At 60.3% G+C, this 22,152-nt stretch carries 23 protein-coding genes and 1 pseudogene; 14 read left to right on the forward strand and 10 right to left on the reverse strand.

The features are described from left to right. Positions 1 to 6: 6 nt before the first annotated feature. From QCL65_RS09255 to QCL65_RS09265, 3 genes are all read left to right on the forward strand, one after another. Positions 7 to 1,347 carry an NAD(P)/FAD-dependent oxidoreductase gene (locus QCL65_RS09255; protein WP_407315917.1) on the forward strand — a complete coding sequence of 447 codons (1,341 nt, stop codon included), beginning with the start codon at positions 7 to 9 and terminating at the stop codon, positions 1,345 to 1,347. Positions 1,348 to 1,459: 112 nt separating this feature from the next. Beyond that, on the forward strand, positions 1,460 to 2,305 hold the full coding sequence (locus QCL65_RS09260; protein ID WP_407315918.1) for a transporter substrate-binding domain-containing protein: 846 nt from the start codon (positions 1,460 to 1,462) through the stop codon (positions 2,303 to 2,305). 7 nt (positions 2,306 to 2,312) lie between these two features. Beyond that, positions 2,313 to 2,972 (forward strand): amino acid ABC transporter permease, encoded by a 660-nt coding sequence (locus QCL65_RS09265; protein WP_407315919.1) that lies wholly within the window; start codon positions 2,313 to 2,315, stop codon positions 2,970 to 2,972. A 47-nt stretch (positions 2,973 to 3,019) separates the two neighbouring features. On the opposite strand, the gene QCL65_RS09270 is transcribed toward QCL65_RS09265, so the two are convergent. The 6 genes from QCL65_RS09270 to puuE form a co-directional block, all read right to left on the reverse strand. Continuing rightward, complete coding sequence (locus tag QCL65_RS09270) at positions 3,020 to 3,805, reverse strand: outer membrane protein OmpK (protein WP_407315920.1); 786 nt, start codon at positions 3,803 to 3,805, stop codon at positions 3,020 to 3,022. 303 nt (positions 3,806 to 4,108) lie between these two features. Then, positions 4,109 to 5,392: a urate hydroxylase PuuD gene (locus tag QCL65_RS09275; protein ID WP_407315921.1), complete on the reverse strand. Its 1,284-nt coding sequence runs from the start codon at positions 5,390 to 5,392 to the stop codon at positions 4,109 to 4,111. 7 nt (positions 5,393 to 5,399) lie between these two features. After that, the gene (locus QCL65_RS09280; protein WP_407315922.1) at positions 5,400 to 5,912 is read right to left on the reverse strand and encodes an ureidoglycolate lyase; all 513 of its coding nucleotides are present in this window, start codon (positions 5,910 to 5,912) and stop codon (positions 5,400 to 5,402) included. Positions 5,913 to 6,077: 165 nt separating this feature from the next. Further along, positions 6,078 to 7,073, reverse strand: coding sequence for an allantoicase (alc, locus tag QCL65_RS09285; protein WP_407315923.1), 996 nt, complete (start codon positions 7,071 to 7,073; stop codon positions 6,078 to 6,080). A 22-nt stretch (positions 7,074 to 7,095) separates the two neighbouring features. Then, entirely contained in the window at positions 7,096 to 7,593 is a 498-nt protein-coding gene (uraD, locus tag QCL65_RS09290) for a 2-oxo-4-hydroxy-4-carboxy-5-ureidoimidazoline decarboxylase (RefSeq protein ID WP_407315925.1), read from the reverse strand. Further along, a complete protein-coding gene (gene puuE, locus QCL65_RS09295; protein WP_407315926.1) occupies positions 7,590 to 8,519 on the reverse strand; it encodes an allantoinase PuuE in 930 nt (309 codons plus the stop codon). The genes uraD and puuE overlap by 4 nt, the downstream gene beginning before the upstream one ends. 312 nt (positions 8,520 to 8,831) lie before the next feature. Here puuE and uraH point away from each other — a divergent pair, with 312 nt between their 5' ends. After that, on the forward strand, positions 8,832 to 9,185 hold the full coding sequence (gene uraH / locus QCL65_RS09300; protein WP_407315927.1) for a hydroxyisourate hydrolase: 354 nt from the start codon (positions 8,832 to 8,834) through the stop codon (positions 9,183 to 9,185). A gap of 2 nt (positions 9,186 to 9,187) precedes the next feature. Here the strand turns inward: uraH and QCL65_RS09305 are convergent, their stop codons facing one another. Further along, positions 9,188 to 10,090, reverse strand: a complete 903-nt coding sequence (locus QCL65_RS09305) for a hypothetical protein (RefSeq protein ID WP_407315928.1) — start codon at positions 10,088 to 10,090, stop codon at positions 9,188 to 9,190. Positions 10,091 to 10,519: 429 nt separating this feature from the next. On the opposite strand from QCL65_RS09305, the pseudogene QCL65_RS09310 reads away from it, so the two are divergent. After that, a pseudogene (locus QCL65_RS09310) lies at positions 10,520 to 11,194 on the forward strand (GntR family transcriptional regulator); the annotation flags it as partial. Positions 11,195 to 11,235: 41 nt separating this feature from the next. On the opposite strand, the gene QCL65_RS09315 reads toward QCL65_RS09310, so the two are convergent. Continuing rightward, positions 11,236 to 12,156, reverse strand: coding sequence for an aromatic alcohol reductase (locus QCL65_RS09315; RefSeq protein ID WP_407315929.1), 921 nt, complete (start codon positions 12,154 to 12,156; stop codon positions 11,236 to 11,238). Positions 12,157 to 12,204: 48 nt separating this feature from the next. On the opposite strand from QCL65_RS09315, the gene QCL65_RS09320 reads away from it, so the two are divergent. Together QCL65_RS09320 and QCL65_RS09325 are read left to right on the forward strand one after the other, a co-directional pair. Then, entirely contained in the window at positions 12,205 to 12,657 is a 453-nt protein-coding gene (locus QCL65_RS09320) for a winged helix-turn-helix transcriptional regulator (RefSeq protein ID WP_407315930.1), read from the forward strand. Positions 12,658 to 12,694: 37 nt separating this feature from the next. Then, positions 12,695 to 13,957 (forward strand): PrpF domain-containing protein, encoded by a 1,263-nt coding sequence (locus tag QCL65_RS09325; RefSeq protein ID WP_407315931.1) that lies wholly within the window; start codon positions 12,695 to 12,697, stop codon positions 13,955 to 13,957. Here the strand turns inward: QCL65_RS09325 and ppk2 are convergent. Continuing rightward, positions 13,935 to 14,852, reverse strand: a complete 918-nt coding sequence (gene ppk2, locus QCL65_RS09330) for a polyphosphate kinase 2 (protein WP_407315932.1) — start codon at positions 14,850 to 14,852, stop codon at positions 13,935 to 13,937. The two genes, QCL65_RS09325 and ppk2, sit on opposite strands and share 23 nt — an antisense overlap. Positions 14,853 to 15,047: 195 nt before the next feature. Here ppk2 and pstS point away from each other — a divergent pair, with 195 nt between their 5' ends. The 6 genes from pstS to QCL65_RS09360 all read left to right on the forward strand — a co-directional run bounded on the left by pstS (position 15,048) and on the right by QCL65_RS09360 (position 20,171). Then, positions 15,048 to 16,076: a phosphate ABC transporter substrate-binding protein PstS gene (pstS, locus tag QCL65_RS09335; protein ID WP_407315933.1), complete on the forward strand. Its 1,029-nt coding sequence runs from the start codon at positions 15,048 to 15,050 to the stop codon at positions 16,074 to 16,076. 74 nt (positions 16,077 to 16,150) lie between these two features. Then, positions 16,151 to 17,119, forward strand: coding sequence for a phosphate ABC transporter permease subunit PstC (pstC, locus tag QCL65_RS09340; protein WP_407315934.1), 969 nt, complete (start codon positions 16,151 to 16,153; stop codon positions 17,117 to 17,119). Then, complete coding sequence (gene pstA / locus QCL65_RS09345) at positions 17,116 to 18,009, forward strand: phosphate ABC transporter permease PstA (RefSeq protein WP_407315935.1); 894 nt, start codon at positions 17,116 to 17,118, stop codon at positions 18,007 to 18,009. The genes pstC and pstA overlap by 4 nt, the downstream gene beginning before the upstream one ends. 76 nt (positions 18,010 to 18,085) lie before the next feature. Then, positions 18,086 to 18,847: a phosphate ABC transporter ATP-binding protein PstB gene (pstB, locus tag QCL65_RS09350; RefSeq protein WP_407316759.1), complete on the forward strand. Its 762-nt coding sequence runs from the start codon at positions 18,086 to 18,088 to the stop codon at positions 18,845 to 18,847. 29 nt (positions 18,848 to 18,876) lie between these two features. Then, entirely contained in the window at positions 18,877 to 19,575 is a 699-nt protein-coding gene (locus QCL65_RS09355; RefSeq protein WP_407315936.1) for a hypothetical protein, read from the forward strand. Continuing rightward, positions 19,575 to 20,171 (forward strand): hypothetical protein, encoded by a 597-nt coding sequence (locus tag QCL65_RS09360; RefSeq protein WP_407315937.1) that lies wholly within the window; start codon positions 19,575 to 19,577, stop codon positions 20,169 to 20,171. The genes QCL65_RS09355 and QCL65_RS09360 overlap by 1 nt, the downstream gene beginning before the upstream one ends. A 29-nt stretch (positions 20,172 to 20,200) precedes the next feature. Here the strand turns inward: QCL65_RS09360 and QCL65_RS09365 are convergent, their stop codons facing one another. Beyond that, positions 20,201 to 21,028: an SDR family oxidoreductase gene (locus QCL65_RS09365; protein ID WP_407315938.1), complete on the reverse strand. Its 828-nt coding sequence runs from the start codon at positions 21,026 to 21,028 to the stop codon at positions 20,201 to 20,203. Between the two features lie 111 nt (positions 21,029 to 21,139). Here QCL65_RS09365 and QCL65_RS09370 point away from each other — a divergent pair, with 111 nt between their 5' ends. Then, positions 21,140 to 22,054 (forward strand): LysR substrate-binding domain-containing protein, encoded by a 915-nt coding sequence (locus tag QCL65_RS09370; protein ID WP_407315939.1) that lies wholly within the window; start codon positions 21,140 to 21,142, stop codon positions 22,052 to 22,054. The last annotated feature ends 98 nt before the right edge of the window (positions 22,055 to 22,152 follow it).

Raw genomic sequence — 22,152 nt, forward strand, 5'->3', positions numbered from 1 at the left:
TTGCAGATGAAGGTGGTAGTCATCGGTGCCGGTATCGTCGGCGCCTGTTGTGCCCTTGAACTGCTGCGCGACGGTCACCAGGTGACCTTACTGGAGCCTGGCGAACCGGGGGCCGAACAGGCTGCCAGCCACGGCAACGGCGCCTGGTTGAGCCCGGCCTCTATTGTGCCGATGGCGCTGCCGGGGCTGTGGAAGAAGGTTCCCGGTTTTCTGCTCGACCCCGACGGCCCGTTGACCATTCGCTGGCAGGCGCTGCCTAGGCTGTTGCCCTGGCTGGCGCGCTTTATCCTGGCCGGCAGCAGTGTCGCCCGGGTCGAACGCACCGCGCGCCACTTGCGCCAGTTGCTGCAGGATGCCCCCGCGCGGCACCTGGCCTTGGCGGCAGAGGCGGGCGCCAGCGATCTGCTGCAACAGCATGGCCTGCTGTATGCCTACCCCGACCGCGCCGCCTTCGACGCCGAGGCCTTGGCCTGGCGCTTGCGCCGCGACAACGGGGTGCAATGGGCCGAGCTCGATGGGCCAGCGCTGCGTACGGCGGTGCCGGACCTCAGTGAGCGCTACAGCTTCGGCGTTTGGGTCGAAGCGGGCGCCAATTGCCTGAACCCCGGTGACTACGTCGCCGCCCTGGTGGCCCACGCGCAGCGCTGCGGCGCGCACTTGCAACGCGGCCGCGCCTTGGGGTTGCGCGGCGAAGGCGGGCGCCTGCGGGGCGTGCTCAGCAGTGTCGGCGAGTTGCCCTGCGAGCGTGCCGTATTGGCCTGCGGCATACACTCCCAAGGCTTGGCCCAGGCCCTGGGCGACCGTGTACCGATGGCCAGCGAGCGCGGTTACAACGTGGTGTTGCGTGACACCGGGGTGCACCTTTCGATGCCGGTGATGCCCAGTGACGGCAAAATGGCCAACACCAGCACCACGGCCGGGCTGCGTATTTCCGGGCAGGTCGAGCTGGCCAGCGTGGACGCTCCAGCGAACTGGCGGCGCAGCGACGTGCTGCTGCACCACGGGTTGAACAGCTACCCCAAGCTAGAAGGGCGCCACTTCGACCCGCAAAGCATGACCCGCTGGCTGGGTCATCGGCCTTCGGTGGCCGATGGCTTGCCGGTGATCGGCCCATCCAGCGCCTGCGCCGACGTGATCCATGCCTTCGGCCACGGCCATATCGGTTTGGCCGCCGGGCCCATCAGCGGCCGACTGGTGGCCGACTTGATCGCCGCGACGCCTGCAGTAGTCGACCCGTGGCCCTATCGCGCCGGGCGCTTTCAAACTCGCTTGGGCGCCTGGTTGGAAAAGCAGTTGTCGGGCCCCCGGAAAAACCGTAAGAATGATTTGCTATGGGTGCCCCGCTAAAGCGGGCCCTGGCGCCGCACACCCGCCAATCGAGCTTCCAATGTGTGCGCGTTGACGTTCTTGACTGCCTCGTTTTAACAACACCTATTTCAATCAAACCGAGGAAACACCGATGCGAACCAACCTGGCGTGCCTGCGCGCCCTGGGCTTGTCCCTGACCCTGGCCTGTTCGGCTGCATTCCCCGTGGCCAGCGTTTACGCCCAAGACGAAAGCGGCCTGGCGCGCATCGAGCGCACCAAGACCTTGCGCATCGGCGTGATCAGTGGCGCGATTCCCTATTTCAGTAAAAACCTGGGCAGTGGCGCCTGGTCAGGCTTTGGTCCGGACTTCGCCAAGAGCCTGGGCGACAGCCTCGGGGCCAAGGTGGCCTACGTGGAAACCACCTGGGGCAATGCGGTGCTCGACCTGCAATCGAACAAAATCGACGTGATGTTCGGCATGGCCCCCACCCCCGCGCGGCGCGACATGCTGAACTTCTCCGACAACCTGTTCAATAACACCTATACCACCGTGTGCAAGCAGGGCTACCCCTACAAAGACTGGAAACAGCTGAATGACCCCGCCGTGCGGATTGCGGTAGACGTGGGCTCATCCCATGACAACTTCGCCACCGCAAAGCTGCCCCAGGCCAGCGTCAGCCGCTTGGAAAATTCCGGCGCGGCCACCATGGCGCTGCAAGCTGGCAAGGTCGATTGCCAGATCCTCGTGGTGCTGTTGGCGCAACCCCTGCTGAGCAAACGCCCCGACATCGGCACCCTGCATATCCCCGAACCGGTGCTGTCGGCGCCCGTTAGCATTGGTATGCAGAAAGAAGCCGATCCGGGCCTGACCAATGCGGTCAACCACTGGATCGCCCAAGAGAAACAAAGCGGGCAGATCAAACAAGTGATCCTCGACAACATGGAAAAACTGGCGGGCGTCAAAGCCGATGCCTTCCCGAAAAACGTCCAGTTCTGAGGGGCCTATGTCGGGTTATGTATGGGATTTCAGTTTTCTCGTCGAATATAAGTCGCTGCTGCTCACCGGCCTCGGCTACACCCTGCTGTACACGCTGATCTGCGTGCTGCTGGGCATGTTGGTGGGGGTGCTGGCGGCATGTGCGCGGTTGTCCGGCACACGCTGGCTGAGCGCGCCGGTACGGGCTTACGTCGAGGTGTTCCGCTGTACCCCGGTGCTGGTGCAGCTGGTGTGGTTCTACTACGCCTTACCGGTGCTGACCGGCGTCGAGATTTCCGCGATGACCGCTGCGGTGTTGTGCCTGTCGCTGTACGGCGGCGCGTTCTACGCCGAGATCTTTCGCGGCGGGATCATTTCCATGGAACGGGGCCAGGGTGATGCCGCGCGCGCCCTGGGCATGCGCGGTTATCAGGTGATGTGGTGGATCATCTTGCCGCAGGCGTTCAAACGCATGGTGCCGCCGCTGGTCAACCAGTCGATCATGCAGTTGAAGAACACTTCGCTGTTGTCGGTGCTGGCCTTGCCGGACCTGCTGTATCAAGGTCAGGTCATCGCCCATGACAACTATCGGCCGTTGGAGGTGTACACAGTAATTGCGGTGATCTACTTCATCGTACTGCTACCGGCCACCATGCTGGCCCGGCGTCTGGAACAACGCACTGGCTAAACCGCCGACGGGGGGCGCGTGCGTCCCCCTTGGGCTTAGTTGGGCGCTTAGAAAAACGCTTTGACCAACAGGCTGGCGGTGTTCTGATCGCTGTCGAAGAAGCGCGAGTCTTTGATACCGTACTTGTCTTTCCAGTAGTCGTACTCGATACCCACGTAGAGCTGCTTGGCGCCCAGGTTCAAGGCCTTGCCCAGGTCATATTTGATTTGTGGGTTGAAGTGCAGGTTGGCGTGGTAGGTGCCCTGGGCATTGCTGTCGTTGTCGACCACCCAGTCGATGAAACCGTCGATCAAGATGTCAGACTTGCCCACGGGGATGGTGTAGGACCATACCGGAGTGATCTGCCAGACATTGTCACCCGCACGATTGCCGTCGGTGTGGCGTTGGTAGAAGTTGATCTGGAAGTAATCGAAGCCTGGCACTGCCAAGTCGAAAGCCGGGCCAATCAGATAGGACTCCGAGTCGCCTTCGCCGAACTCATAGGTCATGGCCAACAGCACGTCGGTGATCGGGCCGAATTCGAATTTCTGACCGAAGATCTTACCCATAGACAGGCGCGGGCTGATCTCGCCGTAGTAGGTATTGGCGCCCAGGTTGGCGTCTGCCTCGCCGTTGTAGAAAATCTTGTCGACGAACAGGAAGTTGTCGCCATAGGCCCAGGCATCGGCGTGCTCGAACGTGACGGTTTGCTGGATCTGCGGGTTAACGGTGAAGTCTTTGCCATACAGATAAGTCAAGCTGTTGCTTTGCCACTGGAACAGGTCGGCGGCTCCGGCCTGGGTCCCCGCCAATAGCCCAGCGGTGAGGGCCAGGTTCGAGAAAATACGTTTCATGCGGTTGCTCCCAAGAGATAAGTGTTAGCCCGTGACGCTCGTTAATGGCGCCTTGTGCTCGGTGTTTTCGAGTGATCCGAACGGTCAGCTTTGGTCGTGGCGCCTGAGCTATAGCAAGAGGTGAGCCAAACGCCGGGGCAGGTCGAAAAAACCTGTCTTGGGAGATAGGAAATGCGTTTGGTAGGAGGTTTCGGCTATTTGAGCAGGGCGCGAGCCCAACGCCCGTCGCCTGGATGCTCCGTTGCAGCGCAGGCGCGGGCAAAAGTGGGGCGTTTGGTCAGGTTTCCAAGGTAGGAAAGCGGGTCAGTCGACCCGCGCGCCGTGGCTGACCCATTGGCCGATGAGATCGCGTTCCTGCTGGGTCATCTGGGTGATGTTGCCCAGCGGCATGATCTGGCTGGCCACCGCCTGCGCCTGAATACGCGGCGCCTGTTGCTGGATCTGCTGGGCCGTGTCGAACATCACCCCCGCCGGAGCGGTACTGAACAATGGGCTGGTGGGGTTCGCCGAATGGCAGACCGTGCAGCGCTGTTCGATGACCCCATGGACCTGCGCAAACGCCGGCCCTGCCGCTGGAGCCGCAGTGGCGGCAGGGGCCGCCTCGACCTTGGGGCGTTGATCGGCGCGCACGCCGCCTAGCGCCGTTTCAGGCAGCGGCTGATAACGGATTTTACCGGCATCGGCCGCAGGCAGTGGCGCCGGGCCGGTGACGTAGGCCAGGCAGACCATGCCCAGGGCGGCGACGGGTAGGGTCCAGGCGTATTTGTGGCTGTTTTGGCGGGTGTTGAAGTAGTGGCGTACCAGCACGGCCAGCACGCCGATGCCGGCCAATATCAACCAGTTGTAGCGGCTGCCGTAGGTGCTGGGGAAGTGGTTGCTGATCATGATGAACAGCACCGGCAGGGTGAAGTAGTTGTTGTGCCGTGAACGCAGCAGGCCTTTGGCCGGCAGCGATGGGTCGGGGCTACGGTTTTCGGCGATGGCCGCCACCAGGGCACGTTGCGCGGGCATGATGATGCGAAAGACGTTGCCGACCATGATCGTGCCGATCACCGCACCGGTGTGCAGGTAGGCGCCGCGGCCGCTGAACACTTGGGTGAAGCCGAAGCAGGCGGCGATCACCAACACGAACAGCACCAGCCCCAGCAAGCCTGGGCGCTGGCCCAAGGGGGAGTCGCAGAGCAGGTCGTAAACGAACCAGGCGACGAACAGCGACCCCAGGCCGATGGCCACTCCGGCAGCGCCGCTCAGGCTGCTGCCTGGCGCCAGCAGGTAGAGGGTCGGGTTGGCGTAGAACACCACGCATAACAAAGCCACCCCGGACATCCAGGTCCAGTAAGCCTCCCACTTAAACCAATGAAGGTTTTCCGGCATGCTCGGCGGGGCCAGCTTGTATTTTTCCAGGTGATAAATGCCGCCGCCGTGGATGGCCCACAGGTCACCGCTAAGGCCTTCGCGCGGGTTGCGCCGGTCCAGGTGGTTTTCCAGCCAGACGAAATAAAACGATGCGCCGATCCAGGCGATGCCGACGATCATGTGGATCCAGCGCACGCTCAGGTTGAGCCACTCGAACAGGTGTGCTTGCACGCTTTGACTACCCTTGTGTGGCGGTGGGAGCGAGGAGCAATTGGTCATCCTCGGCGAAAAAATGTTCGTCGCAGTTGTTGCCGCTGCCACTGCGGTCGACTACTAAAAAATCGTCCTGCTGTTCGATCGTCAGCACGGGGTGGTGCCAGACACCTCGGTGGTAGTTAACCCCTTGCCGACCATTGCTGACGAAGGCTCGCACCAGGCCAGACACCGGCACTTCGCCCACGGGCGCCACCACGATCAGGAACGGCTTGCCCAACAGCGGCATGAACGCCTGGCTGCCCAGCGGGTGGCGTTCGAGCATGCGCAGGGTCAAGGGCATGGTCAGAGCCTGAGCACGGAAAATGCTGATGATGGCTTGGTCTTCAGCGCTTGCGGTTTGTACTTCAGCGAGCCGGTGGAAACGCATGGTCGAACCGTTGTTGATCATAAAGTGATCACTGCCGTCGGTTTCGATCACGTCACCGAAAGGCGCGAAAGCGGCTTTGCTCAAGGGTTCGATCACTAGTGTGCGCATGCAGGTTCTTCTTCTATATCCGTAGGAGGGGGCCTTGCCCCGAGGTCCTGGAATTCATCAAAGCAACAGCTCGGGGCCAAGGCCCCTCCTACGGTCAGCGAAATATGGAATACAACTCCAACCGTAGGAGGGGGCTTGCCCCCGAGCCCCTCAGCCCATACCGACCTACCTGGCCACCTTACCCAACACGCGCAACCGGCTCACACCGCCATCTGGAAATACATTGAGGCGAATATGGGTAATCGGCCCCAGCGCTTTGATCTGCTCCGCAAAGCTGTGCTCTTGGTGCATCTGCAGTTTTTGGCTGGGCAGCAGCTCGCGCCAGAACAGGCTTTGGGTTTCGATCTGGCTGTCGGTGCCGCCTTTAACGAAAGCCGCCTGGATCGAACAGCTGTCCGGGTAGTTACCTTTGAAGTGCAGGGTGTCGACCACCACCTGCTCCACCACCCCGGCGTGCCCAAGGGCGACGATCACCCAGTCATTCCCAGGGGTACGGCGCCGCGCGGTTTCCCAGCCGTCGCCCATATTGACGCCACGGCCTGGGTTGAGCAGGTTGCTCATGCTGCCGTAATGCTCGTCGGAACACGCCAGGGCCCGGCCGCCATTGAGGGCGCTGGTGAGGTCCAGCTGCTCGTCGGCAGCGACGCTCGCCCAATCGCGGTAAGGGATGCCGTATACCCGCAGGCGCGCCACGCCGCCGTCGGGGTAAATATTGAAGCGCAGGTGGCTGATCGGCTGGTCGTGGCTGATCGCGTGGTAATGGTGGCTGTTGCCTTGCAGTTCTACCGCCGACAGCAGCTCGAACCACTGGGTCTGTTCAGTGGGGTCGCCTGCGGCCAGGAAGCAGGCTTCCAGGGATGCCGAAGGCGGGAAGTTACCCGTGAAGAACGAGGTGTCGATGTCCACGCCCTTGACCGTGCCGGGCACGCCCAGGCGAATGACCGTGCTGTCGAACCCTTCGAAGCGTTTGCGCCGCGATTCCCAGCCGTCCATCCACTTGCCGTTGTCGTCGAACACGCCTTCTTTCCACACCGCTGAGGTGGGTTGGAACAGGCGGTTGACGTCGGCGAACCAGTCATCGGTGACGGACAGCGCACGGGTGCCGAGGCGAGCGTCGGCCAGGTTGACGAACTTTTCGAAGGGCGCAGCGTAAACTTTCATGGAGTCTGCCTTGGAATGAGGGTTACAGAGCGCGCAGGCGAAACAGCGCGATCTTGTTGATTTCAGCCACTGCGCAGGTGAATTCGGCTTCGGCCGAGTGCGCCAGGCGCTGTTCGAATGCGGCGAGGATCTGGTATCGATCGCTGCCTTTGACCGCCATGATGAACGGGAAACCAAAACGCGCCTTGTAGGCCTCGTTCAGGGTCGTGAATCGCTGAAACTCTTCAGCGCTGCATTGGTGAATGCCGGCGCCTGATTGTTCACGTTTGCTGGCGTCGGTCAACTCGCCTTGCACAGCGGCTTTGCCAGCCAGGTCGGGGTGGGCGTTGATCAGCGCCAACTGCAGGCCACGGGGCGCGCTCAAGACAATAGCGCTCATGCGCTGATGCAGCTGTTCGACGTCGTCGGGCAGCGGCCCCTGGTCGAAGGCCTGTTCGGCGATCCAGGGCGAGTGCTCGTAGATATCACCAAAAGCTCGGACAAAAGCCTGGCGGTCTAGTGTTGCAAGGGGCTGGGTCATTGCGCGGGTTCGGCCTGATAGGGGTGGGTGGCGTGCCAATGGCGGGCGATGTCGATGCGGCGGGCGAACCATACGTGGTCGTGGCTCTGCGCGTACTCGATAAAACGCTTCAGCGCGGCCAGCCGCGCGGGGCGGCCGATCAGGCGGCAGTGCAAGCCGATGGAGAGCATTTTCGGTGCCTCGCTGCCTTCGGCGTAGAGCACGTCGAAGGCGTCTTTGAGGTACTGGAAAAACTGCTCGCCATTGTTGAACCCCTGCACTTGAGTGAAGCGCATGTCATTGGTGTCCAGGGTGTAGGGGATCACCAAATGGGGCTTGCCAGTAGGGGGGGCGGGCTGCCAGTAGGGCAAGTCGTCATCATAGGTGTCGCAGTCGTACAGAAAGCCGCCTTCTTCCATCACCAAACGGCGGGTGTTCGGCCCGGTGCGCCCGGTGTACCAGCCCAGTGGCCGTTCGCCGGTGATCTCGGTAAGGATGCGGATGGCCTCGTGCAGGTGCTCGCGCTCCTGGGCTTCGTCCATGTACTGGTAGTCGATCCAGCGATAACCGTGGCTGCAGATTTCATGGCCTTCGGCGACCATCGCGCGAATCACTTCAGGATGGCGCTGGGCGGCCATGGCCACGGCAAACACGGTGAGGGGAATATTAGCCTGGCGAAACAGCTTGAGAATGCGCCACACCCCGGCACGGCTGCCGTACTCATACAGCGACTCCATGCTCAGGTTGCGCACACCCTGCAGTGGCTGGGCGGCGACCATTTCCGACAAAAAGGCCTCGGATTCCTTATCGCCATGCAGGATGTTTCGCTCGCCACCTTCCTCGTAATTCAGCACGAAGGACAGGGCGATACGTGCCTGCCCCGGCCATTGCGGGTGCGGAGGATGGGCGCCGTAACCGATCAGGTCACGTGGGTAGTCAACGCTCACTGGAGAGTTCCTTGTGTGACCGAGTGCAAGCCTGTGCTTTGGCACGTGGCGGGTGATGGTTAAGGATTGTATACAATTATTTTTGCCAGTTGTAAGGTCAGATCCTCGGATCTTTCTTGCAGCCTGGCGGCTCAGGCCCATTCAAAGGCCACTGCACAAAGACTTGCAAAAAACCTGCCCACTTGGTCAGATAAACCATCGCCAGCGCCCAACCGGCGCCGTCGGCCCGTTTTTGACCCATAAACAGAGCGCGCAGTGCTCCAGGGCGGTGCGCCTGCTTTCCCACCCGACACCGAATGAGGCACACCCCCCATGGGACGTTTGACCACCCACGTACTGGACGCCGCCCACGGTTGCCCGGGCAGCGCAATCAAGGTCGAGTTGTACCGAGTGGAGGAGGCCGGCTTGCAACTGCTTGCCCACGCCGTGACCAACAGCGACGGCCGTTGCGACGCGCCGTTGCTGGAGGGCGAAGCCTACCGCAGCGGCGTCTACCAGCTGCAATTCGCTGCCGGCGACTACTACCGGGCCCGCGGCCTGCCATCGCCGTCGCCGGCCTTCCTCGACGTAGTGGTGCTGCGCTTTGGCATCGATGCGCAGCAGGAGCATTACCATGTGCCGTTGTTGCTGTCGCCCTATAGCTATTCCACTTACCGAGGCAGTTGAGCCTAAATAACCAAGTTTTGGTTGATCTTGTAAATGTGCACCCAGGCGCCTGGGCCGCTGCTGGCACTTGCGGTGGCCTGAGCGTTGGCGTTCAAGGCGGTTTGCAACACGGTAAAGCCGTTACCCTGACCATCTTTGGCGCTCAATAGGGCATCGGCCAGATCCTGCCACATGGCCTTGCCTGTATCGTCCGTGCTGGCGGCCAAGCGTCCCTCACTGCGGCTCAGCAAGTTGTCGTAACGTTCAAGCGCAGGCACGTTAATGCCCTTGGCTTGCGCGTTGAGCATTTGCGCTTGGTGTGATTGCACTGAGAAAGTTAACGAAGCTTTTTCAGCGTCGCTCATACTGTCGACTAACATGAGCTGCGCTTGGGTTCTCATCAGCTCAGCGATGTGCGGGTCCTTATCCCCCAACTGGCGTTTTATCTGCTCGCTCAGTTGGGCATTGTATTGATCATCGCGCTTGGACATTTCGCGATAAGCGGCGGAACGCTCCGCCGCAGTAAAGGCCCCAGAATCGTCATAGGCGATGCCTGAAAGGTTCTGCCGTGCCAGGCCGGCGAACGGGTTGGTAGCGTTGGCCGGGTCAAGCGCGAACGCCACGGCCTGGTCGGCGAGTGCGAGCCTGGCGGCGTCGGCCGAGTCAGGACGTTGCAACAGCAGCGTGGCCTCGGCGCCTGCTTCGCGAAGCTCGCGTTCCAGCTTCGACAACAGGTCCTGCAAGCCAACCTGGCCTCCCACACCCTGTTCACCGGTCGCCCGCTGCAGCGCCTGGTGGCCTTGTGCTGACAGGCTGACTGCCGGGGCCGGGTTAATGGGGACCGTGGTCGAGGTCGCTGAAGCGAGGGCATTGGCTGCGGGCAGTGGCACCGGCAGGGGAGGCGTCTGGACGATTCCTTTAATCATGCTTGCGGATCCTTGTGCTAATTGTTCATGGAGAACATCACGCGGTCGTCATAGGGTTGTTTATCGCGCTGAAAGAATCGTTGAAGTTAAGCCTGGTATTTGTAGGGGCATGCTGGAGCGAGAACGGAACGTATCTAAAGCGGTGGAGAGGATCAATATTATTTTGCAGCAGTTAATTAAACATCGCGTGCGCTTTGAACTCGAATACCAATAAACACTTTTAAGTTAATGTGTGGTTTGGCAATAGGAGGCGATATAGAAGTTGCCGGGGATTTAAATTTGAAAGAATATCTTTTACCCAGCCGTTCAGAGGTTTCCTACATTCTGCAGCAAAGCTCGCGGCCGTTATTTTTTCCCGCGACACGGCACGCAGTGTCCGGTGCTCTGTGTACAATGCCAGGCTTTACCCGACCTTCCCGCCGAGTGCCAATGAACGAACAGCTGCAACCCCTCAAACAGGCCCCGCTTGCTGCCCAGGCAGGCCGTAGTGGGACGCAGGACGACAGGGTGTATGCGCATATCTTCGAGGCGATTCTGGAGCAGCGGCTAGCCCCCGGCACCAAGTTGAGCGAAGAGGCCCTGGGGGATATTTTCGGCGTTAGCCGTACCATCATCCGCCGCGCGCTATCGCGCTTGGGCCATGAAGGTGTGGTGCTGCTGCGGCCAAACCGTGGCGCGGTGGTGGCCAGCCCCAGTGTGGAAGAAGCACGCCAGGTGTTTTTTGCCCGGCGCATGGTCGAGCGGGCCATTACCGACTTGGCGGTGCAATATGCAAGTGCCGAGCAGTTGTTGGCCTTGCGCCAGTTGGTCCACGAAGAACGCGAAAGTTTTCAGCGCGGTGATCGCGGGGCGGGCATTCGCCTTTCCGGGGAGTTCCATATGCGCCTGGCTGAGGCGGCGGGTAACGCACCGCTGATCAGCTTTCAGCGCAGCCTGGTGTCCCAAACCTCGTTGATCATCGCCCAATATGAAAACCGCGAGAGTACTCACTGCTCTTACGATGAGCACACGCAACTGATCGACGCCATCGATGCCCGCGACGCGCCCAAGGCCGTGGAACTGATGATGCACCACATGGACCATATCGACAGCCAACTGGCGTTGGTCGACCCTGTGAAGTCAGCGCAAGGGCCAATGGAGCCTGTCTAAGCGCGATCCAGGTGGGCGCGGGCCCAGGCTTCGGCCGTGGTGACAGCTAGCCCATGGACGCCGTTGTAGGTTTGCGCTATGTCCCACGCCACGCCGCGACCCATCGCGAACACCGCTCGGTATTTGCGCAGATTGTCGTCGGGCATTTGTTCAAGGTCGGCTTGCAACCGTTGCACAATCAGTGCCCGTCGCTCGAAACTGTGCCCAGTCACGCGCTCTAGCAAATCGGCCAGATCGGCGTAGGTGAGGGTATCGCCTGCCGTGTACACCACCTGATTAATAAAGCGCGGGCTGTGCAAAATAATGGTCGCGGTAAGGGTGCCGATGTCTCGCGCTGTGGTGACGGTGACCGCAGTGTCCAGGCTGCCCAAGGCGTTGACACGCCGGGCGGGCAGGTCGACCACGCCGAAGCTGGGGTCAAACAGAAAACTGGTGAACATGCCCGTGGAAACAATCACCCACTCAGTGCGTGTCTGCGCGCGCAGCAGGTCACGCACGTCCAGTTGTTCGTCGAATAGGTCTTGTGGGCTGTTACGGCCGATCACGTCGTAGTCGACACCGAACTGCCACGGCACGTAGCGTTGCACCCCCGCCGTGAGCACCGCTTCAGTCAGCTTGCGCTGAGTACCCCGGCCCGCCGTGAAACCCACACAACTGATGACCGTGTCGAACCGCCCCAGCACGCCAGCGAGTGCTTGCGCACTCGCGTCAGCGATGTCAGCTACTTCGATGGCGATATCAAGCTGTTTGATGACCTCGATTTCGTCGGTTCTTTGCAAGGCGGCTTCGCGCAGCAGCACGCTGACGCTAGCCAATTCGGTCGATCGGGCAGCGAGTCCGCGCAGTACGGCGAGCCCGAGTTCGCCAGCGCCTATGACGAGGATCCGTGGTTTGACGTTTGCGATAGCAGCCTGCATGGTGAGCTCCTATTAGGCATCTTCCAATGTGAGGCCGGGGATCTTGGCATGGGCGTCGATCAGCAAACAGTAGGTACATCGGTGATACCAAGCCACTTGGACGCGCAGGAAATCGTGCGCCGTTCCCAGGACGCCTGCCGGGCGCTCAGCGATGACGAGGATGGCCTCAAGCGCGATATTCTCGGCCACTCGGGGAACCGCTGGTCCTTGGCGGTGGTGCACGCGTTGGGGGTGAGCAGCCCGCTGCGCCATGCCGAGTTACGGCGGCGCCTGCACGGCGTCACCCAGCGCATGCTCACCCATACCTTGCGCCAGCTGGAGCGCGACGGGCTGATCGTGCGCCATGATTATGCCGAGAAACCACTGCGGGTCGAGTACGCGCTGACCGAGCTGGGAATGGGTTTGCTGGTGCAGATGATTCCCCTGTGGACATGGGTTATCGAGCAATCCGACGGATTTAACCAGGCGCGAAAACGCTACGACGAGCAAGCCAAGGTTTAACCCATTTGTTTATTTGCGTTTTGTATGGAGTGCCCCCATGCCCACCGATAACCCGTGCCGCCTGGTCGAGCCCCAACTGACCGTGCAGCGCCATTCCGGCGTGATCGAATTCCCTGTGCACCATATGCGCGGCGGCACTTCGACGGGCGTGGTCTTGTGGGAGCCGCTGTTACCCCAGGATGAAACGCTGCGCGCCGAGCTGCTGCGCCATATCATGGGCGTCCCGCAATCGGGCAGCCACCCGGGCAATCGGCAGTTGACCGGGCTCGGGCGCGGGCCGGCGACCAGTAACAAGGTGTTCCTGGTGCGTGCCGAAGCTACCGCCAACGGGTGTCGCTTGATCAGCACACTCGCCCAATTGGCCAGTGACCACGGGCAGATCGACTGGAGCGTGAATTGCGGCAACATGTCCAGCGCCTTGCCTTTGTGGGCGGTGGACGTGGGCTTGTTGGCGCTGCCGGACGGCCAGCACTGCGAAATCGAAATACACAACAGCAACACCGGGGTGCTGACCCTCGCGCGAATGAAGCGCGACGAAAATGGCCAATTTGTCAGTGCTGAAATCCCCGGGGTAAGGGGCGCCTTCCCCAGCGTCGATCTGTTTTTGCAATCGCCGGTGGGCAGCAAAACCGGCGCGCTGCTGCCCACTGGCGCGGTGCTGGATGTCGTCGCCGGCCATGAAGTCTCGTGCGTCGATGTGGCGGTGCCGATGGTCATTGTGGCAGCCAGCAGCTTCGGTAAGACCGCCCATGAATCCATCGCGGAACTCGAAGCCGATCAGCCTTTTATGAGCGCTCTGCGGGAAGTATGGATTGAGGCAGGCCTGAAAATGCGCCTGCGCCGCCGTGACGGCGAGCTGATGAGCCGCGCAGAAGTCGAGCGCAGCGAGACCATCCCCAAAGTCTGCATTGTCGGCGCCCCACGCAATGGCGGCCATATCGCCGTGCGCTACTTCACGCCCCAGACCGCCCACGCTTCGATGGCCGTCTCGGGCGGCTGCTGCCTCGCGTCGGCGTGCTTGATCCCGGGCACTACGGCGCAGCGCATTGCCACCGGCCTGCCGCCACTTGGCGGCGAGTTTGCGGATGTCGAAGTCAGTATCGAAAACCCCGCTGGGCGGTTGGACGCCACGGTGGTGGCGGCACTGCATGGCGGGCAGGTGGCTATCGGCAGCGCCGCTTACCGGCGCAGTGCCCAGGTATTGATGCGTGGGCATGTGCCTTTGTATGGGGCGTCTGCGGCGTTGCGGGCGGCGTTGATGCCCCAGACGGCTGTCATCAATACAACTGAGGCACAATGAGTTCCGTTGGCGTTGGGCTACGGGAATAATCCTCTTGCCTCACCCGCTGCGGCAGCTCGATGGCCGGCATCTGTACTTCTTCGTAGGGCATTTGCCCGAGCAAGTGGTGGATACAGTTGAGCCGGGCTTTCTTTTTGTCATCGGCCTGCACCACCCACCAAGGCGCTTCGGCGATGTGGGTGCGTTCGAGCATGACTTCCTTGGCCTTGGTGTAGGCTTCCCAACGGCGCCGCGACTCCAAATCCATGGGGCTGAGCTTCCACTGCTTGAGTGGGTCGTGAATGCGACTGAGAAAGCGCAGGTGCTGTTCCTGGTCGGAGATCGAAAACCAGTACTTGATCAATTGGATACCGGAACGGGCGAGCATGCGTTCGAACTCCGGCACGCTGCGGAAGAATTCTTCGTACTGGTCATCGTTACAAAACCCCATGACCCGCTCGACGCCGGCGCGGTTGTACCAGCTGCGGTCGAACAGCACGATTTCGCCGGCGGCCGGCAAGTGCGAGACGTAGCGCTGGAAGTACCACTGGGTCTGCTCGCGATCATTCGGCGCAGGCAGTGCGGCAACCCGACAGACCCTGGGGTTCAGACGCTGGGTGATGCGCTTAATCACGCCGCCTTTGCCAGCGGCATCCCGGCCTTCGAATAAGATCACCACCTTGTGGCCGGTCTTGACTACCCAGCTCTGCAACTTGACCAGTTCGCCTTGTAGGCGGAACAGCTCGCTGAAATAAATCCGGCGCGCAGCTTTTTCGCTGCCTTCACCCACGTGCTCATCGAACAGCGCGTTGAGGTCGTGCCCATCCTCGGACAATTCCAGCTCCAGCTCTTCATCTCCGTGATCAAGGAGCTCACGGCGGATGCGCTGCATCAAGGCGTCTTCTACAGAGGACATGGTCGGGGGCTCATATGACGGGAGGATGGCAAAGTCATAGCCGCAATTTGTTACGGAGCCATGACGGCCGAGTGCCCAATTGCGCAATTGCGGCGGGCGAGGGCAGCAGCAGGGCACATTGCTACCGAGCATTCATAAAGTCGTAACAATACTGTTGCAAAGTAGCTGCGCCTCCAACCACTGGGATTTTCCTACATGAAACGTCTGATGAAGTCTGCGGCACTTGCAGTTGCGGTTTCGCTCAGTGCTACCTCGGTATTCGCTGCCGAGAGCATTCGCCTGACCGGCTCCGGTGCAAGTTTCCCAGCGCCGATCTACCTGACCTGGTTCAAGGATTTCAGCAAGAAGACCGAAGGGGTTACGGTCGACTACCAGTCCAAGGGTAGCGGTGCGGGTGTCCAGGACTTCCTGAACAAGACCGTCGACTTCGCAGCCAGTGACTCGGCTATGAAAGACGAAGACATCGCCAAGGTTGCCGAGGGCGTGCAGTTGCTGCCGATGACGGCCGGTGAAATCGTGCTGGCCTACAACCTGCCGGGCAACCCCAAGGGCCTCAAGCTGCCGCGCGATGTGTACTCCAACATCTTTCTGGGCAAGATCACCAAGTGGAACGATCCACAGATCGTCGCCGCCAACCCGGACCTGAAACTGTCCGACATGCCGATCACCGTGGTGGTGCGTGCAGACTCCAGCGGTACCACCGCGGTGTTCACCAAGCATTTGGCAGCGATCAACCCGGATTTCAAATCGGCCTTGGGTGAAGGCAATACGGTCAACTGGCCCGGCACCGACAAGTTCATCAAATCGCCTAAAAACGACGGTGTCACCGCCACCGTACGCCAGACCCCAGGGGCTATCGGCTATATCGAATACGGCTTCGCCAAACTGGCCAAAGTCGATTTTGCCCAGTTGCAGAACAAGGCTGGTCATTACGTAGTGCCTAACGCAGAAAGCGGTGCCGAAGCCCTGGCTGCAGTGAAAATGCCAGAAAGCCTGGTGGCCTGGCTGCCGGACCCGGACGGTGCCAAGTCCTACCCGATCACTTCCTACACCTGGATGATCTTCCGCAAGGATAACGGTAACCCGGCCAAGGCCAAGGCCATGCGTGAAATGGTCGAGTACAGCTTGACCGAAGGGCAGAAAATCGCCGACTCGATGGGCTACATCCCGCTGCCCAAATCGGTTGTCGAGCAGGTTCGTAAAGCGTCCGCCAACATTCAGTAACGCTTGAGAGGCCTCTCTCGGTGTGGGCGTTGAGCCTCGCCGGGGGAGTTTCCCCCCTGTTCCGGAACTAGCTAATGAACGCACCTTTTGCCGTACCGGGTAACCCGGATTCCGCCTGCCAGCCGCCCTCTAGAAAGGATTTCCTGGTTGACCGCACTTTCCGTGCGCTCGCGCGAATAGGGGTGGTGCTGATTCTGGCGGTGGTCTTCGCTTTGGTCTTCGAAGTAGGACGCAAGGCCCTTCCAGGTATGGAAAAGCACGGTTTTGATGTAATTTTTGGTAGCGTCTGGGACGTTAACCAAGGCAAGTACGGCATTTTGCCGGCTATTTGGGGCACGCTTTACAGCGCCCTGATCGCGTTGCTGATCGCAGGGGTTTTCGGCGTCAGCATGGCGATTTTTCTGACCCAGGATTTCCTACCCGCGAAGCTGGCCGCCGTGTTTCGCACCATCGTCGAATTGCTCGCCGCCATCCCCAGTGTGGTGTATGGCCTATGGGGCATCTACGTGGTGATTCCGGCGATTCGCCCGCTCACGACCTGGTTGAACAGCGAGTTGGGCTGGATTCCCTTTTTCGGCACCTCCTTGAGCGGCCCAGGGCTACTGCCAGCGGCGCTGGTGCTGGCCATCATGATTCTGCCGACCATTGCCGCCGTTTCCCAGGACGCCCTCACCAGCGTACCGATGAAAACCAAGCAGGCCGCCTACGGTATGGGGACCACCCACTGGGAAGCGATTCTCAAGGTGATGGTGCCCTCTGCTGCCACCGGGATCTTCGGCTCCCTGGTTCTCGGCCTGGGCCGCGCGCTCGGTGAAACCATGGCCCTGGCCATGCTGGTGGGTAACGCCAACAACATTTCGCTTTCTCTATTCGCGCCGGCCAATACCTTGGCCGCCTTGTTGGCGCTGAACTTCCCAGAAGCCGGGCCCAACGAGATCGAAGTATTGATGTATGCCGCACTGGTGCTGATGTTCATCACCCTGCTGGTGAACGTGATCGGTTCGATGCTCATGCTCTACGCCCAGCGGGGTAGCAAATCATGACTGACCTCAAGTCGCCTATAAGCGCTGTCCCCAGCCTGCAGCGCAGGTTCGAAGGCCGTGCCTTGCGCAGCCTGGTATTGACCACCCTGGTCTGGCTGGGGGCGCTGGTGGCCAGCGTGCCGCTGATTTCCGTGCTCTACATGCTGATCATGCGTGGCGGTGCACGGCTGAGCCTGGAGGTTTTCACCGAACTGCCGCCGACCGGTTTCGAGACCGGCGGCGGCTTTGGCAACGCGATGGCGGGCACCTTCGTCATGGTCGGTATCGCGGCCGCGATCGCAGTGCCTATCGGCATCATGGCGGCTATCTTCCTGGCTGAGCTGGGGCCCGACAGCAAGCTGGCCAACGCCGCGCGGTTCGCCGCCAAGATGCTCACAGGCCTGCCTTCCATTCTGGCCGGCGTGTTTGCCTACGCCCTGGTCGTCATGACCACCGGCACCTACTCGGCGCCGGCCGGTGGTGTGGCATTAGCGGTACTGATGTTGCCCATCGTGGTGCTGACGGCCGAAGAGTCCATGAAGATGGTGCCCAAAATCATGAAGGACGCTGCCTACGGCATGGGTTGCACCCGCTCGCAGGTGATCTGGAAGATCATTTTGCCCACCGGCATGCCAGCGATCCTTACCGGTGTCATGTTGGCCGTGGCACGCGCTGCTGGCGAAACCGCCCCCTTGCTGTTTACCGCGCTGTTCAGCAACTACTGGATCTACCACGACGGCAGCCTGGCGGTAATGAACCCCACCGCATCGCTGGCCGTGCTGATTTACAACTTCTCCGGCATGCCCTTCGACAACCAACTCGAACTGGCATGGGCGGCCTCACTGGTGCTGGTGATGATCGTGCTGGTCGTGAATATCGTGAGCCGTATTTTCGGCAAGCCTAAGTATTAAGAACGGGAGCACCTGAATTTTGAACGTATCCTCTGCGCAAATAGCCGCTCCGTTTGTTACCCAGTCGCCTGTGGTCATGGACTGCAAACTGGACAAAATTTTCTACGGCAACTTTCTGGCTGTGCGTGACAGCCACGTGCCCATCGAAAAGAACAAGATCACCGGCTTCATCGGGCCTTCGGGCTGTGGCAAAAGTACCGTGCTGCGCAGCCTCAACCGCATGAACGACCTGGTCAAAGGCTTTCGTTTCGAGGGCCATGTGCATTTCCTCGGGCAGGACGTCTACGGCAAAGGCGTTGATCCGGTGGTGGTGCGCCGCTATATCGGCATGGTGTTCCAACAGCCGAACCCGTTCTCCATGAGCATTTTCGACAACGTTGCCTTCGGTCTGCGCCTGAACCGCTACAAGGGCGACCTGGGCGACCGCGTCAAGCACGCCCTGCAGGGGGCGGCGTTGTGGGACGAAGTCAAAGACAAACTGAAGGTCAGCGGCCTGTCCCTGTCCGGCGGCCAGCAGCAGCGCTTGTGTATCGCCCGCGCCATCGCCACCGAACCGGAAGTGCTGTTGCTGGATGAGCCCTGTTCGGCGCTCGATCCGATCGCCACTCGCCGCGTCGAAGAACTGATGGTCGAGCTGAAGAAGGACTACACCATCGCGCTGGTGACCCATAACATGCAGCAGGCGATTCGCGTAGCCGATACCACCGCGTTTTTCTCCGTAGACATCTCTGAAGGCACCCGCACCGGCTATCTGGTGGAAATGGGCCCTACTGTGCAGATTTTCGAAAACCCACGTGAACAAATGACCGGGGATTACATTAGCGGCAAGTTCAGTTGATCGATTTATCTACCGTTTCAGGATTGCCAATGCCTGTAAAGCGTCGCCTAGATTTGCTCGCGATCGAACGCGCCTTGCGTGAGGTACAGAGCCAATTTGCCCTGCTGAGCCGGGGCTTTACCGAACCACGCGATCCACTCACGGACGAGGTGCTGGAAAATGTACTTGAAGGCTATGCCCTGATTGACGAATATGTTCGGCGCGGTGTCGACCTGTTCGACCTTCAGCAACTGAACCTGATGCTGGAGATCAATGCCACCGTGCTGTGCGGTAGAGATCCATTGCGTCGTCGGGAATACGCGCATCACCTGGCGGCGACGGAAGTCCACTTTTTCAACAATGTTGAAGGTGGCATCAAGGATTTGTACAACTGGTATTGCAAGCATCACAGTGAACCGGTGTGGAAGCGTGCCGCCGGTGTCTACGTGCGAGTCCTCAGCAAGCCGCAGTTGTTTATTGAGGGCAATCACCGTAGCGGGTCGTTGATCGTCAGCTACCTGTTGATGCGCGAGGGGTTGGCGCCGTTCGTCCTGACCCTGGACAACGCCGAGGGCTACTTCAACCCGTCCTCGGTCATACGCAACTCGGCCAAGCATGGCGCCAAGGCATTGTACGAACTGCCTAAGATCAAGAAAAAATATGCAGCGTTCCTGGAAGATAAAGCCCCTGACCCAGCGGTTTTTTTCCTGAACGACAGCCCGGCGCCCTTAGTTACGAGGGGCCGTTGATGGGAAGGTATTCTGTGATCGACACAATCAAGCGGGTGATCGAGCCCAAGCGTATCCGTATCTCTTTCGATATCGATGACACGCTGGCCTGCCAACTGCATCACAGTGCGACCGAACACAGCCGGTTGCCGGCTTGCGTGCATCGCTGGTTGGGTGAGCCGCTGCGCCACGGCACCCGTGCCCTGGTCCGCGAACTGCGTCGGCAGGGTTGTAGCATCTGGGTCTACACCTCATCGGGCCGTACCCCAGCCTACATTCGCCGTTGGTTACTGCTGTACGGCATCCACGTTGACGGCGTGGTCAACAGCGAGCTGCACAAGCAGGCCCTCGCCGAGCGCGGGCTTTGCAATGCCCCCTCCAAATTGCCGCCGGCATTCGATATCGACCTGCATGTCGATGATTCCCTGGGCGTTCAGCTCGAAGGCATCGACCACGGGTTTCGCGTGGTGGTGGTTGACCCACAGGACGAGCAATGGGCGCAACGCGTGCTGGACGCAGTCGCCCTGTTGCAGGCGCAGCTTGCCCGCCAGCAACCGCAGCGGCACAAGATGCCCGTGCCGGCTTATCCGCAGTTGACGTTGAATGGGGGAAGGTGAGGCGAATGGCGTCACCTACTGCACAAAACTCACGTAATCTCAGTACTCATTGCAATGTCCTTGTACTGCTCCAGCTCAGCCACTCGCTGGAGCAGCGCTGCGCGGACACGCTCATAAGCACCGCTGCCTAACAGTAGACGCTTTGGTGCGGGGTCGGCTTCGGCGATTTCCAGCATGGCCTTGGCCATTTTCTGTGGATCGCCTGTCAGGGGGAAAGCGCCACTGGCGACCGCTCTACGCACGTCGCCGGCAGGCGTCTGTTCGTATTCCGCCATCGCCGGAGGGCGGACCAAGGCCGCGGCGAAGTTCGTGCGAGTCGGGCCTGGCTCTATTAGGGTGAACTGAATGCCAAACGGCGCGACTTCCTGGGCGACCGATTCGACAAACCCCTCAATGGCCCATTTGCTGGTGTGGTAAAGGCTAAAGTTGGGATAAGCCAATTGCCCACCCTCCGACGATACTTGCAGAACTCGGCCGCCCCCTTGCCGACGCAGAAAAGGCAAGCACGCACGAATCAACTGGATTGAGCCCACCAGGTTGGTTTGCAATTGCTGATCGATTTGTTCGTCACTGCATTCTTCGGCGGCGCCAAATAGTGCGTATCCCGCGTTACTGACCACGACATCGATACGCTGCAGTTCCGTAAATACCCGCTGAATGACACTGCGAATGGCGGACGTATCGTTCACATCCAATGCCGCTGTCCACAGCCGTTCGCCATAGCGCTTTTTCAATTGATCCAGTGCCTCGGGCTTGCGCAAAGTAGCCGCGACGCGATCACCGCGCTCCAGCAATTGCTCAACTACTGCCAAGCCAATGCCAGACGAGCTGCCAGTGACTAACCAAGTCTTATTCATCGGTATGTTCCCCCTATGGCGAGCCGGGCTGGCTTGCGAGAGGTCAACCCTACGCGCCTGGAACTGCTGCTACTATCGAGCAGAATGCGGATGACGTGATGAATAATAGCCATGAATGAATTACCGCTGTCACTCACGGATATACGTGCCTTGGGGCTTATCGTTGCTCACCGAAGCTTCCGCAAAGCGGCGGATGAGCTGGGTCTGTCGGCGTCCACGCTTAGCCATTTGATGAAGACCCTAGAGGCACGGCTCGGGATTCGTTTACTTAATCGCACAACGCGCAGCGTCTCTGCGACCGCAGCGGGTGAGCGCCTGCTGAGCCGGTTGAACCCCGTGTTGCGAGAGTTTGCGCTGGCGGTGGACGAAGTTAACGAATACCGGGATCTGCCAAGTGGCATGCTGCGCATCAATGCTAGCGATCAAGCGGCTCGTGTTTTGATGGAGTCTGCTCTGCCGACATTCTTGCAACGGTTCCCACAGATGTCGGTCGATCTCGTTACCGATGGGCGCCTGGTTGATATCGTCGCCAACGGCTTCGACGCCGGTATCCGTTTGGGTGAGTCGATACCGCAAGACATGATCGCCGTGCCCATAGGCCCGGATATGCGGTTTATAACCGTCGCTTCCCCGGGCTACCTCAACACGCATTCCTGCCCATCGACCCCCGATGACCTGCCTCGACATCAGTGCATTGGCATCCGCATGCCCAGTGGTAAACCTTATCGATGGGAGTTTGAAAAGCATGGGCAGTCATTGGTCATCGATCCCAGCGGGCAACTGACCCTCGATAACCCGGAAATCATGGCCGAAGCCGCCATTATTGGGCTCGGCATCGCCTACGTGCCTGAGCGCGTAGTTACGCGATCTTTGGCCGAAGGGCGGCTGGTGAAGGTACTGGAAGACTGGTGTCCACCCATTCCCGGATTATTTTTATATTACCCAGGACATCGCCATATCCCATCGGGGTTGCAGGCATTTATTGAAGTGCTGAGGGAATGCAATATGAACGCCGCGCGATTTTAGGAGGGGGCCGGGCGGCGCTCCGCTTGCCCCCGATCTTTTGATTTCAACGCCAGAACAGACATCGCAATACCCAAAGCCGGCCGCGCTACGGCCTCTCG

The sequence above is a fragment of the Pseudomonas sp. nanlin1 genome, assembly GCF_045571515.1.
GTDB lineage: Bacteria > Pseudomonadota > Gammaproteobacteria > Pseudomonadales > Pseudomonadaceae > Aquipseudomonas.

Excerpts from the sequence above, each read along its gene's own strand:
- QCL65_RS09255 (WP_407315917.1), top strand. The coding sequence starts at position 7 with ATGAAGGTGGTAGTCATCGGTGCCGGTATCGTCGGCGCCTGTTGTGCC.
- QCL65_RS09260 (WP_407315918.1), top strand. The coding sequence starts at position 1,460 with ATGCGAACCAACCTGGCGTGCCTGCGCGCCCTGGGCTTGTCCCTGACC.
- QCL65_RS09265 (WP_407315919.1), top strand. The coding sequence starts at position 2,313 with ATGTCGGGTTATGTATGGGATTTCAGTTTTCTCGTCGAATATAAGTCG.
- QCL65_RS09270 (WP_407315920.1), bottom strand. The coding sequence starts at position 3,805 with ATGAAACGTATTTTCTCGAACCTGGCCCTCACCGCTGGGCTATTGGCG.
- QCL65_RS09280 (WP_407315922.1), bottom strand. The coding sequence starts at position 5,912 with ATGCGCACACTAGTGATCGAACCCTTGAGCAAAGCCGCTTTCGCGCCT.
- alc (WP_407315923.1), bottom strand. The coding sequence starts at position 7,073 with ATGAAAGTTTACGCTGCGCCCTTCGAAAAGTTCGTCAACCTGGCCGAC.
- uraD (WP_407315925.1), bottom strand. The coding sequence starts at position 7,593 with ATGACCCAGCCCCTTGCAACACTAGACCGCCAGGCTTTTGTCCGAGCT.
- uraH (WP_407315927.1), top strand. The coding sequence starts at position 8,832 with ATGGGACGTTTGACCACCCACGTACTGGACGCCGCCCACGGTTGCCCG.
- QCL65_RS09305 (WP_407315928.1), bottom strand. The coding sequence starts at position 10,090 with ATGATTAAAGGAATCGTCCAGACGCCTCCCCTGCCGGTGCCACTGCCC.
- QCL65_RS09315 (WP_407315929.1), bottom strand. The coding sequence starts at position 12,156 with ATGCAGGCTGCTATCGCAAACGTCAAACCACGGATCCTCGTCATAGGC.
- QCL65_RS09320 (WP_407315930.1), top strand. The coding sequence starts at position 12,205 with ATGGGCGTCGATCAGCAAACAGTAGGTACATCGGTGATACCAAGCCAC.
- QCL65_RS09325 (WP_407315931.1), top strand. The coding sequence starts at position 12,695 with ATGCCCACCGATAACCCGTGCCGCCTGGTCGAGCCCCAACTGACCGTG.
- ppk2 (WP_407315932.1), bottom strand. The coding sequence starts at position 14,852 with ATGTCCTCTGTAGAAGACGCCTTGATGCAGCGCATCCGCCGTGAGCTC.
- pstS (WP_407315933.1), top strand. The coding sequence starts at position 15,048 with ATGAAACGTCTGATGAAGTCTGCGGCACTTGCAGTTGCGGTTTCGCTC.
- pstC (WP_407315934.1), top strand. The coding sequence starts at position 16,151 with ATGAACGCACCTTTTGCCGTACCGGGTAACCCGGATTCCGCCTGCCAG.
- pstA (WP_407315935.1), top strand. The coding sequence starts at position 17,116 with ATGACTGACCTCAAGTCGCCTATAAGCGCTGTCCCCAGCCTGCAGCGC.
- pstB (WP_407316759.1), top strand. The coding sequence starts at position 18,086 with ATGGACTGCAAACTGGACAAAATTTTCTACGGCAACTTTCTGGCTGTG.
- QCL65_RS09355 (WP_407315936.1), top strand. The coding sequence starts at position 18,877 with ATGCCTGTAAAGCGTCGCCTAGATTTGCTCGCGATCGAACGCGCCTTG.
- QCL65_RS09360 (WP_407315937.1), top strand. The coding sequence starts at position 19,575 with ATGGGAAGGTATTCTGTGATCGACACAATCAAGCGGGTGATCGAGCCC.
- QCL65_RS09365 (WP_407315938.1), bottom strand. The coding sequence starts at position 21,028 with ATGAATAAGACTTGGTTAGTCACTGGCAGCTCGTCTGGCATTGGCTTG.
- QCL65_RS09370 (WP_407315939.1), top strand. The coding sequence starts at position 21,140 with ATGAATGAATTACCGCTGTCACTCACGGATATACGTGCCTTGGGGCTT.